The 14,452-nt window shown below is 32.7% G+C and carries 17 protein-coding genes; 4 read left to right on the top strand and 13 right to left on the bottom strand.

The genetic code is table 11. From position 1 onward, the window contains the following. Window positions 1–69: 69 nt before the first annotated feature. The 10 genes from SJY30_RS14630 to SJY30_RS14585 form a co-directional block, all read right to left on the bottom strand. Window positions 70–840, bottom strand: coding sequence for a DUF1883 domain-containing protein (locus SJY30_RS14630; RefSeq protein ID WP_396632880.1), 771 nt, complete (start codon window positions 838–840; stop codon window positions 70–72). 169 nt (window positions 841–1,009) lie between these two features. Beyond that, window positions 1,010–1,642, bottom strand: coding sequence for a hypothetical protein (locus SJY30_RS14625; protein ID WP_396632879.1), 633 nt, complete (start codon window positions 1,640–1,642; stop codon window positions 1,010–1,012). Window positions 1,643–2,205: 563 nt separating this feature from the next. Beyond that, the gene (locus SJY30_RS14620; RefSeq protein WP_396632878.1) at window positions 2,206–2,502 is read right to left on the bottom strand and encodes a hypothetical protein; all 297 of its coding nucleotides are present in this window, start codon (window positions 2,500–2,502) and stop codon (window positions 2,206–2,208) included. Window positions 2,503–2,553: 51 nt separating this feature from the next. Continuing rightward, window positions 2,554–3,009 (bottom strand): hypothetical protein, encoded by a 456-nt coding sequence (locus tag SJY30_RS14615; protein ID WP_247098033.1) that lies wholly within the window; start codon window positions 3,007–3,009, stop codon window positions 2,554–2,556. Further along, window positions 3,009–3,383, bottom strand: coding sequence for a helix-turn-helix transcriptional regulator (locus tag SJY30_RS14610; RefSeq protein WP_116772511.1), 375 nt, complete (start codon window positions 3,381–3,383; stop codon window positions 3,009–3,011). The genes SJY30_RS14615 and SJY30_RS14610 overlap by 1 nt, the downstream gene beginning before the upstream one ends. Before the next feature lie 15 nt (window positions 3,384–3,398). Beyond that, entirely contained in the window at window positions 3,399–3,941 is a 543-nt protein-coding gene (locus SJY30_RS14605) for a hypothetical protein (protein ID WP_396632877.1), read from the bottom strand. A gap of 165 nt (window positions 3,942–4,106) precedes the next feature. Beyond that, window positions 4,107–5,219, bottom strand: coding sequence for a hypothetical protein (locus SJY30_RS14600; protein ID WP_396632876.1), 1,113 nt, complete (start codon window positions 5,217–5,219; stop codon window positions 4,107–4,109). A 30-nt stretch (window positions 5,220–5,249) separates the two neighbouring features. Then, window positions 5,250–5,423: a helix-turn-helix domain-containing protein gene (locus SJY30_RS14595; protein ID WP_396632875.1), complete on the bottom strand. Its 174-nt coding sequence runs from the start codon at window positions 5,421–5,423 to the stop codon at window positions 5,250–5,252. A 165-nt stretch (window positions 5,424–5,588) separates the two neighbouring features. Then, complete coding sequence (locus tag SJY30_RS14590; protein ID WP_379935198.1) at window positions 5,589–6,200, bottom strand: ImmA/IrrE family metallo-endopeptidase; 612 nt, start codon at window positions 6,198–6,200, stop codon at window positions 5,589–5,591. Further along, the gene (locus SJY30_RS14585) at window positions 6,169–6,516 is read right to left on the bottom strand and encodes a helix-turn-helix domain-containing protein (protein WP_291960099.1); all 348 of its coding nucleotides are present in this window, start codon (window positions 6,514–6,516) and stop codon (window positions 6,169–6,171) included. Before SJY30_RS14585 ends, SJY30_RS14590 begins: the two co-directional genes overlap by 32 nt. Window positions 6,517–6,663: 147 nt before the next feature. Here SJY30_RS14585 and SJY30_RS14580 point away from each other — a divergent pair, with 147 nt between their 5' ends. The 3 genes from SJY30_RS14580 to SJY30_RS14570 all read left to right on the top strand — a co-directional run bounded on the left by SJY30_RS14580 (window position 6,664) and on the right by SJY30_RS14570 (window position 8,713). Beyond that, window positions 6,664–6,837, top strand: a complete 174-nt coding sequence (locus tag SJY30_RS14580; RefSeq protein WP_379935196.1) for a hypothetical protein — start codon at window positions 6,664–6,666, stop codon at window positions 6,835–6,837. A gap of 55 nt (window positions 6,838–6,892) precedes the next feature. Beyond that, window positions 6,893–8,254, top strand: a complete 1,362-nt coding sequence (locus tag SJY30_RS14575) for a Dyp-type peroxidase (protein ID WP_396632874.1) — start codon at window positions 6,893–6,895, stop codon at window positions 8,252–8,254. A 117-nt stretch (window positions 8,255–8,371) separates the two neighbouring features. Then, on the top strand, window positions 8,372–8,713 hold the full coding sequence (locus tag SJY30_RS14570; RefSeq protein ID WP_291960104.1) for a YegP family protein: 342 nt from the start codon (window positions 8,372–8,374) through the stop codon (window positions 8,711–8,713). A gap of 76 nt (window positions 8,714–8,789) precedes the next feature. On the opposite strand, the gene SJY30_RS14565 is transcribed toward SJY30_RS14570, so the two are convergent. The 3 genes from SJY30_RS14565 to SJY30_RS14555 form a co-directional block, all read right to left on the bottom strand. Continuing rightward, window positions 8,790–9,707 (bottom strand): Abi family protein, encoded by a 918-nt coding sequence (locus tag SJY30_RS14565; RefSeq protein ID WP_379935192.1) that lies wholly within the window; start codon window positions 9,705–9,707, stop codon window positions 8,790–8,792. 185 nt (window positions 9,708–9,892) lie between these two features. Then, window positions 9,893–12,991, bottom strand: coding sequence for a type ISP restriction/modification enzyme (locus SJY30_RS14560; RefSeq protein ID WP_396632873.1), 3,099 nt, complete (start codon window positions 12,989–12,991; stop codon window positions 9,893–9,895). 24 nt (window positions 12,992–13,015) lie between these two features. Further along, window positions 13,016–13,630 carry a recombinase family protein gene (locus SJY30_RS14555; protein WP_396632872.1) on the bottom strand — a complete coding sequence of 205 codons (615 nt, stop codon included), beginning with the start codon at window positions 13,628–13,630 and terminating at the stop codon, window positions 13,016–13,018. A 550-nt stretch (window positions 13,631–14,180) separates the two neighbouring features. Between SJY30_RS14555 and SJY30_RS14550 the strand changes: the two genes are divergently transcribed. After that, a complete protein-coding gene (locus SJY30_RS14550; RefSeq protein WP_396632871.1) occupies window positions 14,181–14,414 on the top strand; it encodes a hypothetical protein in 234 nt (77 codons plus the stop codon). Window positions 14,415–14,452 lie beyond the last annotated feature (38 nt).

Raw genomic sequence — 14,452 nt, 5'->3', positions numbered from 1 at the left:
ATGCTGGTTTAATAGTTATTTACCTTTATTTGAACTTCGACGCCTCATTTATTTGTTGCACATAATGCTTTACCGACTACTAATTACTACTGCAATTTCTGTCGCAATTTCCTCCACAGTAAATGATGAAGTGTTTCTTGCTAATTTGTCTGCTAAAGATGGACTGTAATCGATAACTTCTTTTTTAGTCAGATTATGCCAAATCGGTAACATAACCTGTTCGTCAGAAACGGACTTTGTAATAATTCCGTCAAGTTCGTAATTTGTCCAACCTTTGCGAATAAAGTCTTTCGATAAAACAACTATTCCAAATCGACTGTTTGCTAATCCTTTGTCAATTTTTCTTCTCAAAGAGTCTCCAATTTTCATTTCAAATTCATCATACCATACTTTCAGTCCTTCTGATTTTAGAGCTAAGGCTAAAGGTCTAACAACTTCATCTTTATCCTCTGAAGCGTGTGAAATAAAAACATCATATTCTCTTACTTCGTTATCGTATTCTGGTGCTTTTTCTTTGTCTTGTACTAATGATGGAACTGTCGATAAAGAAGGTTGTCGCATTTCAGGTAATGCACTTGGCATCATCCTAATCGAACTTCTTGTCGTTCCTCTCAATCCTTGCATATCAACTGTAACATACCAATGTCCCGAATTAGGGATTTTTAATCGAATTGGGGACTTTTTCGCTAAACCTCCAATATAACTATGTCTTCTTCCATTTTTATAACTTTGAAAACTTGATGAATTCATTAGACGCACATTGGCAGCACTTCCTTGTAATGTTATTTCAACCACATCACCTATTTGTTTGTTTCCTAAATCATATTTGGTAAAGTTCATTCTATTCTTAATGTTTTTTGGGCATTATCTACAACGTATGTTTCTGTACAATAATTATGTACTTATCTTAGAACTAAGATAAAAGATTTTTGATGTCTTTGTACGACCTTTTGGCCACATTGTAAGCTTCCCTTAAAACCGAACTGTTTAAATGTAGAATAATAATCGTTTATTTAAACTTTTTTGCAGTATCAAAATTAAATATTGTGGCGAATAGATGAAAGAGCGTTAAAATAAAATAAAAAATACTAAATACAATATCAACTGTTTTCCATTCATATTCATACGAAAAATCATTCATCAATTGTAAAATCCAATGCATGATTGGTGGTATTGAACTAAAAAATAATAAAGCAAAAAATAAATCTATGTACGCCTGAATTAAATAGTAAGATTTTGTTCTTCCTTGAGTTTCAATTTCAACAGACAAAAATTTTCCAATATTAGTAATACCTACAATTCTATGATGAATATTAATTGAACTAATAAAGTCCATTTTTTCTTGTTGGTTGTACTCAGCAGAATTATTAAAGCATATTAGGGATTGTATCTTAATTGATTCCTTTGGTTTCAATGTATCCCAAGAGATTGTTAACTTATTAGAATCAAATTCTAAGTTTTCATCTATAACGTCTGACTTTTCTTTTAATTTGGCGTCTAGAATCTTGAATTTCCCTGAAAAATCAATTTCAACGGGTTTTCTAAGCATTTGACTAGTGACATCAATTTCACCAGTATTTCTAATTGAAAACTCAAAAAACTTAGCATCAATTATATGTTTATTATCAAAGGATAATTTCAAATTAGGAAATTGGTCAAAAGCAGGGCGAATTACATCATATTCAAATTCCTTTACGAAACTTAAATCATATTCTATCTTTTGTTTAGGGTAAAAGTGTCTATAAATTTGAAATAAGAGACCACCTATACCTTAAAACTCTTTTGTTTCTAACATTAAAAACTATCGTTTAAATATATTTAAGAATTTATAATTCTTCATCTTGTCTTTCGTCCCAAAAAGAACCAATAAGGAAATAATGGTAATGATTATTTTTTATTTCTAGCTTAATCCCGATATCGTCATTGGAATAGTTCATGTCTTTGCATCCTTCTTAAATAAATTCGTCATAATATAGATAAAAGGATAAGATGTTGTTTTTTATTGTGAAAGTATTCATGTCTATTTCAAAATTTACTATCTGACCCCGTCGTTCTCCATAAGCTTGTAGCAACGAGCAAATCTCTGAATGATACGTTTTAGAAATTAAATCATTTAAGCACTGCTCATCATTCATTCTGCCAGATTCAAAAATTATATTTAAAGAAGAATTGAAATCTAATTCTGTTATTATTTACATCCTTTAATTAAAATATTGTTTGTGTTAACTGACAGCTTACCTCAAAGCAATCGAAACAGACAAATTGGTGTATTACCATACAATCGGCTAAATCGTATTTATCACCAATAGAATCTATCTGAGCGTAAAAGGTCATCTTTGAATTACATGAAACACATTTCGGATACATCTCTTCACTTAAACCGTCTGGTTCCCCACCTAATTTATGTCTAGTGCCTGCTTCTTTATTCCATTCATAACCCAAAGCCTTTTCGGCTTCATCTGTTTTGGGTTGCGGAATAAGTTTTATTTCAGGTATTTTCATAGAATCTTTTAAGTAGACTTTTCAAATCACCACCTTTTGTGTTAAATGACTTTATTCATTCTCAATCCAGCTTTGTAGTAGTATTGACGGCTTTATTACTGGAAGCAATAATCCGTTCCAAAGTGTTTTGTTAGTTTTTTCATAAATCATTCCTCTAAATGTAGAATATGAAATACCAGCAAGGGTAGCGACAAAATTCTCTTGAAAAACTGGAGTATCTTCTTCATTGTAAGTAAACATCTTATCCAAATTATCAACTTGGAAGTGAAAATTAACTCTGAAACTACACTCAGGTTGGTCTTGTATTTCAATAGCCTTAAAAACTACTTTCAAACCGAGTAAAAATAAATTTTCAGAAACATTAAAGGCACTTTTATGAGCAATTTTGGTATCAAATGAAGATACTGGTGTTTGATTTCCAATTAACTCTCCAATATCAGCATATAGCTCCTCTATGTGCTTAAGGTGTATTTTGGAAGGGTCGATATGGTGTGTTTTTTTAGTCATTAACCAACTTTCCCAGGCATTGTTTCTTGATATTTCGCTTCGGTATATTCATTTACAGACTCTTGCCAAGTTCCCTTAATTAGACCTAAATGGACATATTCTTTCACAGGTTCAACATGTAGAAGTCGTTCTTCTAAAGCCAATTCCATCTTGATAATGGATTTTCCAGTGAAATTATGCGTTCCACTTAACCATTTGCTAATTTCAGAAGGAGTTTTATTTAGCATTTTAGCAAAGTCTTTATCGCTAAGACCTTTTTCGTCTAATATGTTTCTAACCTTATTGGCAATAGCTAGATTGCGTTTTACAAGGCGCTCAATGACTGGGTCATTATTCTCATTAAGCCATTCGTTAATAATATTGTTTTTTTTCATTCTTTGGTTTTGTAACTATAAATCCATTATGATGTCATCTTCAAAGGCGATATCTGAAAAATTGTCTATCCATCTAATATCTTTCTCTTTGATTGCAGTATCAATAGCTTTAGTCAATCGATTTGCTTCTGCAAAGTGTGGGTTTACATTTGGGCAATCTTGGGCATATTTTGCAGTCTTTACAGCACCTGAGAAAAGAATTACCACATGTTCGTTTAATCTGTAGCAATATAACCTTAAGTTATTTGGTATGTTTTTACCAGCTTCAGTATAAGTAGGTCTTCTATTGGTACCTTCGGGCGGCAGTGCATTTGCTTCGCCTTGTTTTTGCTCATCTCTGAATAAATGTTTTTGCGCGCCATATCTTTCTCCAATTTCTTTTAACCAGTTAATAATATGGATTACCTTCTTTCTATTAACTTCACCTTGTGTTTTTAAAAAAGATTCATATAAGGAATCTTGGTCGTCAAAGGTTTGAGGGTCATCACCAACACAGACTGAATAGTAACTGACCTGATCATAATCTTGTATGTGTTTAAGCCGTGCAAAACTACTCATCTATTTGTAAATATAAAAATTAAATTCACTTATAAGTGAATTTGAAGGTTATTTGTTGTCAAAATGCAAAATTTAAGAGTATAAACGTTTGAATAAGAGGTATTAAGAATGTATTTATTTATCAGATATATCATGTTACATATATTACTTTAGTAATTAGAGGGATTATAGTCCTTTTAAATTCACATAATTTGAGCCTTGAAATATCCCTTTTTTATAAGAGTCTTCAGATATTACTTCACCTTTTTCATTATAAATTATAAGTGTGCCATTTCCATTTTTTAAAGTACCCATCTCTTGAGCAATTCCTTTAGAATCGAAATTAGAAATAACTGTCCAAGGAAAACCATTCTTATATATCCTTTCGCTCCAAATCTTACCGGTTGAATAGTAATAAACATACTTCCCATTAAATGAAGGTGCTAAATCAATAGTTTCTGCTATGAATTTAGCTGGTACTATTGCGGCAAAACCACCGGTTTTATCATTAATCGTTCCATGAACAAGACCAACAATATCAGGGCTCATTCTAACTCGTTTATTTGAATATGGATTTTCATATGACTCTTTTATGATAACAACGGGACCACCACTAAATCCTGAAATACTAGGGTCATCTAGTAAATAAAAAGCATTAGCAACTTTATTGTCAAATCTATTTAAATAAAGTATATCACTTGCAGCCTTAAGTTTTTTAGTTATCGGAGAAACTTGGTTTCCCATTGCTCCTAGAGACAATGGAAAGCCGAAAATTGTTAAATCCTGTAATCTGTTAGGGCTAGTAAGTTCATTTTTTATCGAAGAATAAGAAAAACTTGATATTCCCAATTCATCAAGATACATACTATCCTTTTCATTGATGTTTAACCGTAAAACTGAAACATCTGCCGTAGGATGTGAAATCCAAGTAGAGTTTTTATTTACTAGCTCTTTTAACTTCAGGCTTCTTTTTTCATTATCTACATTTTGAAAGTAAATTTCTCCTTCCAAAGAAATTTGATTAGCCACATGATTAGCTGTGACAAGATAGGAGTCTAGGTCCTTACTGACAAAAAATCCTGATCCTGTTACGGCATATTTAAAGGGTTTTATCTTTCCTGTGGAAATATCCTTAATATATATTTCGTAGTTGTTTTCCTTTTTCACAACTGAATCTTTAAGGTAAACGATAGAATTAAAAAAAACTCTTTCATCTCCATCTCCATCTTCGCTCTGAGCTAAAGCCTTTGAGTTATTGAGTATAATGACTAAAAATAATAGTGTATATTTTATTTTCATTTTTACTTTATATATTGATATTTGCAAAATTTATTCTTTTACTAGATAGGGTCTTAATTTCCCTTTAAGTCCGCGATGCTTTAAATACTTATAATAAGTTGCCCTCGAGATACCTACACGGTCGCAGATTTCAGAAACGGTTAATTTGCCCTCTTTAAAGTATTGTTCGCAAATTATCCTTTTATTAAACTTTTGATATCTCATAGCTCTCATTACCAGCATCTTCTTTGATCGAGATAGTTCCGGGAATAAAGAGACGTTCATAGACGTCTTGAGGTAAAATTACTTTCAATTGTTGTAAGGTGGTATTGCCCTCCTTTGTCAATTCATTTTCAGGTGAGTTGTCTATTATTTTATATTCTTACATAATCATGGATAGTTATAACGATTCAACTTTGAGTAATGAAGTTGTGCTTTGACTCCAGTTATATTTATACGGTACCTGGTCATTTCGATACTTGCATTGAAATAATCTGCAATATCTCTCTCCGACATTCCTTTTTTTAACGCCCAAATTAAGGCGGGCCTGGGTAGTTGCAAACACGCACCTAACCATTCAGCTTCATTTTCCTGCTCCTCGTTATAATCTCTCAAAAAACCTGATAGCCCCAAGCTTAGCTTATCTTGATCTACCTTGTGGCCACATATAATATGTGCAAGCTCATGCATTACATTACTCTGCTGCCTGGGAAGACTGTGAGTATTATTGTGAATTACCAAATATTTATCATTACCTAACGGAACTGTTGCTGCTGACCAATCATTACTTCCATTCGACAAAAGATGCTTAAGCATCTTAGGGTCTTGCCCTTTTATCTCACCTGGAGTTAAAATTGGTATTTTAAAAAATTTGCAAAGGTCAAACCCACAAAGTGGAGATATATTCTTCAACCCCAATTTCTTTCGTAACTCTAAGCATTTATCGTCAGACCACTTTTTAAAACCTCTTTTAAATTTGGGCTTCTTTTTTTGCTGACTCATATGCTAGATTAATCATTTGAATTAATGCTTCTGCCGTTGTTGAGGGCAATGTTTTATCAGCTCTTAGATGCGCTATTACATCACCATGGTTTTTTAATTCATCTTGCTTTTTCTTTAATACAAAATATTCCGTTGAAACATTTAACCAATTACACAATTTTAAATAAGTATCTATATCAGGTAGGTTTCCCTGTTCTATTCTAGATAATGTTGATGCACTAATACTTATTTCATTTGCTAGTAATCTTAGCCCTTTGCTTCCCCTTTTTGATTTAATCATTTCCGAGAATTTTTCGGTATCTAAAGTAGTGTTCATTGTAGGATGTTGATAAAGTGTTAATAACGTTTCGTTAAAAATACAAATGTTTCTTTGGTGATACAAAAATTATTTCGTGTCTTTGTCGGGACGAACGTTTCTTTTGAGAGACAGTTCAAATATATAACAAATAAATATAATATAAAGATGGCAAAGAATAAACCTGTTGGTGACAATGCAAGAAAAGGAGCAGTTAGAAATCGTTCTCAAGTTCTGAATCCTAAAACAAAGCTATATGTGAAGAGAAATAGCGACAACGGTCAGTTCATGGATATAAAGACTACTGGAGGTAAATTTAAAGGAGTACGAAAAGAAAGTTAAGCAATAAGCAATATAACCCCAAACCTATTTTACCAATAACATAATACTTATCGTTATGAATAAACAAGATATAATGATTGACTTAAATCAATCGATTAACTCTAATTCGGAAGAGTTTAAAAGATTGTCGTTCGATTTACAGGGGAATATCCTTTCCCCTCATGCTCGAGATAATGCTGCGCATATCTTTATCGAATTCAAAAACCCGCAAAGTGCTCGAAAATTCATTAAGGATTATTTGGTAGGCAGGATTACTTCATCTGCTAAACAAAAAGCCGATAGCGATGCATTTAAGACAGGGGAAAGTAATGGACTAAGGACTTTTATAAACTTTAGCTTCTCAATGAATGGATATCGATTTCTTGATATTGATGAGCATAAAACTCCAACGGATAGCAGCTTTCGAAATGGCATGAAATCTAAACAAAGAAACCTTAATGACCCCTTGATAGATTTTTGGCAAGGGGAATATCAGAAAGATTGGCACGCGGTGATGATAGTAAGTAATAAAAGCTCAAAAATTTTACGCAATAGAGTTTCAACAATAAAAAAAGAGCTCAATAAAGTAATTAAATCAATTTACGTTGAAATAGGCAAAGGAATAAGAAATAATGAAGGCAACCACATAGAACACTTTGGATATGTTGATGGTATTTCGCAACCCCACATGTTAACAGATAAAATTGATGATGGAAAAATTAGTATAGTAAATTGGAATCCAAAAGGTAGACTGAACTTAGCTTTAGTAGAAGACCCTGGAGGTCAGGGCCCAAATTCATTTGGCAGCTATTTGATTTTCAGAAAACTAGACCAGAATGTAAAAGCATTTAGACTCGCTGAGCAGAAATTAGCAGAGAAAATGCAAATTTCAGTTGATTACGCCGGTGCCCAGATGGTAGGACGTTATCGAAATGGCACTCCATTGATTCCTATTTCGCCACCGCAACCTACTTCGGCAGGTAAAATGAATGACTTTAATTATTCTTCAGATAGAACAACCGGTTCAAAATGCCCATTTGGGTCACATATAAGAAAAACGAATCAAAGAAATTCGATAATACCTGATGGTGTTCAATTTCCTAGACGTGGTATTACATATGGAGGTAACTTATCCAAAAATGCAGAAAGTGGGGTTGGTTTACTTTTTATGGCCTATAATAGTAATATTGGTAGTCAATTCGAATTAATGCAAAGCTCTTGGGCTAATAGTACTGGCTTTCCTGGTGGAGTGAATAGCCCAAATGGTATTGATTCGATAATTGGTCAGGGAAATGATACTGGAGGACAAGTATATTTCAAAGAATGGGGCAATGATTCAAGTGTTCTTAGAGAGGATAAATCCCTAGGCGGTTTTGTGACCATGAAAGGCGGTGAGTACTTTTTTACCCCATCCTTGTCATTTTTAAAGAATATTTAATTTTTACATAGTCGAATTATTTTTATAAAACGCCAAGCATATTATATATTGAAATTTAGTCCTGAAAATGACTTAAAAAGGTTCAAAATAATTTTATTAATACAAATCCTCAAATCTATGAGTACAATTACAAATCCAAAATTCCAGATTTACAAATCTGGCACAGAATTCCGCTATAGACTAAAAGCCAGAAATGGTGAAATTATTCTTCATGGAGAAGGATATACTTCAAAACAAGGGTGTTTGAACGGTATTGATTCGGTAAAACGCAATTCTCCAAATGATGAGCGTTATGATAGGAAAAACGCTACTAATGGCCAATACTATTTTGTCTTAAAAGCCTTAAACGGAGAGCCCATAGGTGTAAGTGAGACATATACAACTGTGTCCTCACGTGAAAACGGTATATATGCTGTTAAGACTATCGCTCCAACGGCACCAGTAGAAGACTTATCATAGAATTAGCGGGATTTTTGTAAAATAAAAAGCAACGATATAATTCGTTGCTTTTTTAGAACTTTTTAGCATTTTACAATTACTGTTGTTGCCATAGTGGTTCTTTTGTCCAATCAGGTTTCATTCCTAAAGCATCAGAATCAACATTTGGATATTTGGTAAATAAATTGTCTAACCGGTCAGTAAAATTATTTTTTGGCTGGATAACATTTATTAAATATTTCATAAGGCACAAATGGACATAAAGCTTACTGAATTCATGCTGCTTTGGAATGTTTCCCTCTTCGGTTATCCATAGGTGAGGTGGCTTCGATAATAATTTCACCGTTCCTGGTAAATTCCTATTCCAGAGTCTTGAATGATGTGCACAATAATTTCTTATTTGGGCAATAGACTGTAACCAGCTCGGCAAATACGTATGGTTTACAGCCCCTAATTCCTGTGCTATAATATCTTTAGAACGTACCGTTGGTTTTAAATTTCCATATAATTTTGATAACGCCCCAAAACTAGTTTGCTCCAATGCCTTCCATGCTGGAGGAAAGCGTTTGTCATCCTTGTGATTTTTAAAATGATTTTTAATCGTAATATCCTTAGACCTCTCTAATTCCTCTTGTAAATTGGATAAAGTTTTAACTAAAGCCATACTATCATTAAATAATTCAAAATTTTGAAACCACCATGGGTCGATTTCATGCGAAAGATGATATATTAGTTTGGTACGTAAACTGATTTCAATTTTTTCTATTACATCAAATAGTAGTAAGCGTAATTCAGCATCAAAATTATAGAGGGCTATCACATCCTTAAACTTACTATTTGGTTTAAAAATATGCTGTTCCTTATCTAATTGCATTACATACCAATACTCACCTAATCGGTAATAACTTATATTGGATAAATATTTTTCAGCAAGTAAATTGTTAGGTATATGTAGGCCTCTTTGTTGAAGTTGCTCTATTTGCTCTTTTATGGTTAGTGCCTTTTTGCTGAACATATTTAGTTTATTAATAAATTTCTAAAAACAAGAAGGTGTATAAAGCAAAAGACACACCCTGGGACGCTGTTCTTAAGGGTAGCGTGGTGTGTACTGTTATAAGCAAAAATACATATTTTATCACTTATTATAATATTTTTTAACATTTTTTAATTTAAATCAAAATTTCTAGTTCACCTTAATATCTACTCTATTTCTATTTTATCAATCTCTTTCATCAATCTATCGGTTTCAGAGAGCGCAACAATAATTTTTTGATAATGTAAAATATCCTCAAATTTTAATTCTCTTTCTTTTCTGTCTTTTAACCATTTTTGTGCAGGCTGGTAACCACCAATATAAAACTGCCAAGAAGTTACCGGAATATTGTCAAAATATTTGCTTTCATTAATCCAAATCCTACCCAATTGTTTTTCGGTGTCGATTATTTCCCAATCTTTCTTTCCAATTTTTGTGGTAATTACATTATGATCGTTTTCTGCATTATCTGCCATTTCATAACTCGTAATGTAATCCTCAATTTTATTACTTTCTAACAAATGAATTTCACGTACTTCTTTTCCTAATTTCACTAAATCCCAAAAAGTTTTTTCGTCTTTTGGATAAGGTACTCTTGGAAAATCAATCATTAAAAACTCTTCATATTTCTCTCTATAGGTAGGCGAGTGCAAAACTGCATAAATGTAATCTAATACGTCTATTGGTGCGTAAACATTCTTTCTTTCTTCTTTTTCTTTGGTAAAAGTTAAATCAATCTTCTTAGAAAAGTTACCTATGATTTCCTTGTTTAAATTTGGGTTTCTGTTGGCCGAAACTTCAATTTCCGTTTGATTGCTATTATAGTACTGATATAAAGGAAACACATAACCGTTATCCAAAGTTGAAATGACTGATTTATCTACTATGTGATTAACCATACCAAACTTAGACGTCAAATTATTACGAACACGTTTAAGACTTATGAGACCCAAATTATTCTTGTCCAATAAATGTGACATTAGACTTTCTCTTCCTCTTTCTATTTTGTCATTATTGTAATAGATATATCTTTTATCAAACAGTCTATAATTGACAGTTTTTACTAGCTTATTATGTTCAAATCTTTCTTCTAATTCTTTTCTATCGAATGATACATATTCTTTGTCATTACCAGTTGCTATACCCATTCCAGATTTAATGAATAAATCTGATATTAAAAATCCTTTTTCATAGTCTTTAAAAGTTGAGAAGTCCTTTTCGACCATAAAATACATTGGTTCGACATTTGGCAAATGTTTGAATTTAATATTTTTGAGACTTGATTTATTTAAAAACGCGTATTTATCTTCTCTTTTACCGTATAAATCATAATGAAAAACTTCCGCCAAACTATTTGATTTATTTTCAGTTTTTACAAAAAACGTTACAGCTACACCTTGCATTATATCGAACACATTTTCATCTACAGAACCGTCAGGACTTACTTCTTTCTTTTTACTATTTCCGTGTAAGTCTATAGTATATATTTTATCATAGGTTTTAAGTAAATTCCATCGCATTCCTCTAAAAGTAGGATTATCTAAAAAACCGTGAGGATTTATAAATGCTAAAATTCCTGACTTATTTTTTTCAATGTAATGTTGACTATAACGTATAAATTTGACATAATCGTCATTTATAGACTTTGGGTTTCTTTCTTTTAATTTTACTTTTCCACCAGGTTCTTTTTTATAGTCCTGCATTAAATCCATTATCCAATCGCCTTTATTAGCACTTTCGGCACTATAAGGTGGATTACCAATAACACACATTACAGGTGTATCTCGTTTTATATGATTGGCTTCATTGGCTTCACTACTTAACCAATTAGAAAATAAAGTTCCTGTGTCTTTGTGGTGTTCTTCTAAAGAATTAGTTAAGTAAATATTTAATCGTTCATTTTTAGTGGATTTGTAACCTGTTTCGGTTAACAACATATCTAATTTTAGATGTGCCATAGAGTAGGAAGCCATTAATAACTCAAAACCGTTTAGTCTTGGTATTAAGTGTTCTTCTACATAACCACTCCAAGCACCTTTCATTGCTTTAAAGTTCTTGCTGTAAATAAACTTCACCACTTCTGCTAAAAATGTTCCTGTACCTGTTGCAGGATCTAGTATTTGTACTCTATGTACTTCTTTTTCTACTTGTTTATAACCTGTTGTAGAACGTTTGTCGGCTACATCCGTATTAACTTTTATAGTCGTTTTACTCGTATCTGCTAAACCTTGGGGTAAATCAAATTCGGTTTTTAAAATATCATCTACAGCACGTACTATAAAATTTACAACGGGTTCTGGTGTGTACCAAACACCTCTTGCTTTACGTAATTTTGGGTCGTATTCTGCCAAAAACGTTTCGTAGAAATGTATTATAGGGTCATTAGTTTGTGTGCTTTTTCCAAAGTTATGCAAGAGTTGCTCCACATTTGTTGCTCTAAATACTTCTGCGAGATTATCTACCACCGTAACCATACGATCATCAATATCTGGTCCTGCAATGTATCCAAAAAGTTTACGTAAAAATGGATTTGATTTTGGGATTAACTCTGCTGCTTCTTGTCTACTAAAATCATCTAAAGTTGGGTCGTGTAAACGAGCTGCAAACATTCCGTAAGCTAAAGTTTGAGCATAAATATCTGCAAAGCCTTTAGGTTCTAAGTCGTGAATTAATATTTCTTTAAACGTATCATATTGTCCTCTTAGAGAGGTGTTTTCTTTTGTTTCTTCATCAGATGTAATAGCTCGTTCTAGAATATCTTGAAGTAAACGTGCTTTGCCAGCCATCATCTCTGCCAATTTTTTTGACGATTTGATGGTTTGACCAATGTGGGCAGAAAAATCTTTTATTAAGTTTTCAAACTTTGAAAAGTTTTCGGGGATTGGCCTAACTGAATTGTTTTCAATTTCTCCAATTTTTATTTCATGAACTAACTCTCCGTTTTGAAAGAATTGAAACCAGATGTAATCTGTAATTATTAGATTGTCAAGTGCTTTTTTATAACGTCCAAATTGTTCTTTGTAAGATTTACTGTTAAGATCTTTTCCAATATCTTTTGCCTCAATATAACCAACAGGGATTTTTCCTTTTGTAATTACATAATCTGGGTTTCCGCAATCGGTTACATTTGTAGGTTCGTTTGTTATTTCAATTCCGCTTACTAATTCTCTAATTAGTGTTTCTAAATCTCCTCTATAAGAATGTTCTCTTGATATTCCAGATTGAAGTCTTTTGCTAACTATGTCTATGTATTCTTTTATTGTCATTCCAGTTTTGTACAATATCTATAATTAATTTTTTTGTTTATAAGGCCTCAATTTCCCCTTAAGCCCTCGATACTTTAAATACTTATAATAAGTTGCCCTAGAAATACCTACACGATGGCAGATTTCAGAAACGCTTAATTTACCCTCTTTAAAGTATTGTTCACAAATTATAGCTTTTTGCTGGTTCTTTTTACTGATTCCCGTAGGGGCACCAAGTATTTTACCCCTTGCCCTTGCAGAAGCCAAACCCGCCTTTGTCCTTTCAATAATAATGTCACGCTCTAACTGCGCCAAGGCTGCAAAAAGGTTTACTATAAATTGTGAATGCGAAGACTTGTCTGTAGTATCTAGGAATGGTTCGGTAATACTGCGGAACTTTACACCTTTTTCATTGAGCTGGTTTATGAAATTTGTAAAATGGATCAAGCTTCTGGCCAAGCGGTCTAATTTCCACACCACAATAGTATCGCCTTCACGGGCATACTCCAAAAGTTTACTTAGACTTTTACGTTCTTCTTGGGAACTGGATACTTTATCGGTATAAATATTCTTTTCATCAATACCTTCTTTTAAAAAGGCATCCAATTGCAGATCCAGATTCTGTTCTGCGGTACTTACCCTAGCGTAACCAAAAACCATAACATAAAGTTTAAATAAACGTCAAAATACATACTAATAAATTAGTACGTCAATTTAAACTTTTTAAAACCAATAAACAAGGGTGCAATCTAAAGTTCAATAAAACGGTCGTTTGTTTATACTTTTTTAGTTCCGTAAAACGTGAATTACCGGAACTATTAAAAAGAACGACAAATGGAACTGGATAAGGATTTGTTTGACGCAAATATCGATAGTGCCGAAAAACGACCGATTTACGAAACCACAAATTTCTAGTACTTTTTTTGTACAGTATCGGCCTCAAGGACATCAGCAGCTGAGACCACAGCTTTTAGATATTTTTTTTTGTGTAATGGTTTCCCTTGACAAGTCCTTTTCCAATAGAAGGTAATACCCCCATGTTAATCTTATGTCATAAACCAGTTTTGACTATACGATACTACTCTTTCACGAAGGTGCCTATTCAAAACTCAGGGTTTTCCCTGAGTTTTTTATTTCAGGGAATACCCTGAACTGTAAACGCTTTATAATAAGCAACTTGCAACCAAGAATAACTATAAAACCTAGAACCATGAAAACGTCTATCATTTTACTCGCCCTTATCATCTTAAATACATCAGCCTTACTTTCTGAAACACTTGCCAGTTTGGTCAAGGGAATTAATCCTTGGTTTTTAGTTGGTCTTGAAATAATACTGCTTTTAATATTCTATGTGAACAAGCAGTTAAAAGGCCTACAAGAAATTGCCAATGTGGACTTTAACGGGATTGAGCTTTTTGTAATCAAGTCCAAAGAAAAGAAATAACGGCAACTCCTAACACGGTATTCCATTAAATAAAATTA

It is taken from the genome of Maribacter sp. R86514, assembly GCF_044597005.1.
GTDB lineage: Bacteria > Bacteroidota > Bacteroidia > Flavobacteriales > Flavobacteriaceae > Maribacter.
Note: the sequence above shows the minus strand (reverse complement) of the source record. Positions and strands in the feature narration are given on the sequence as shown.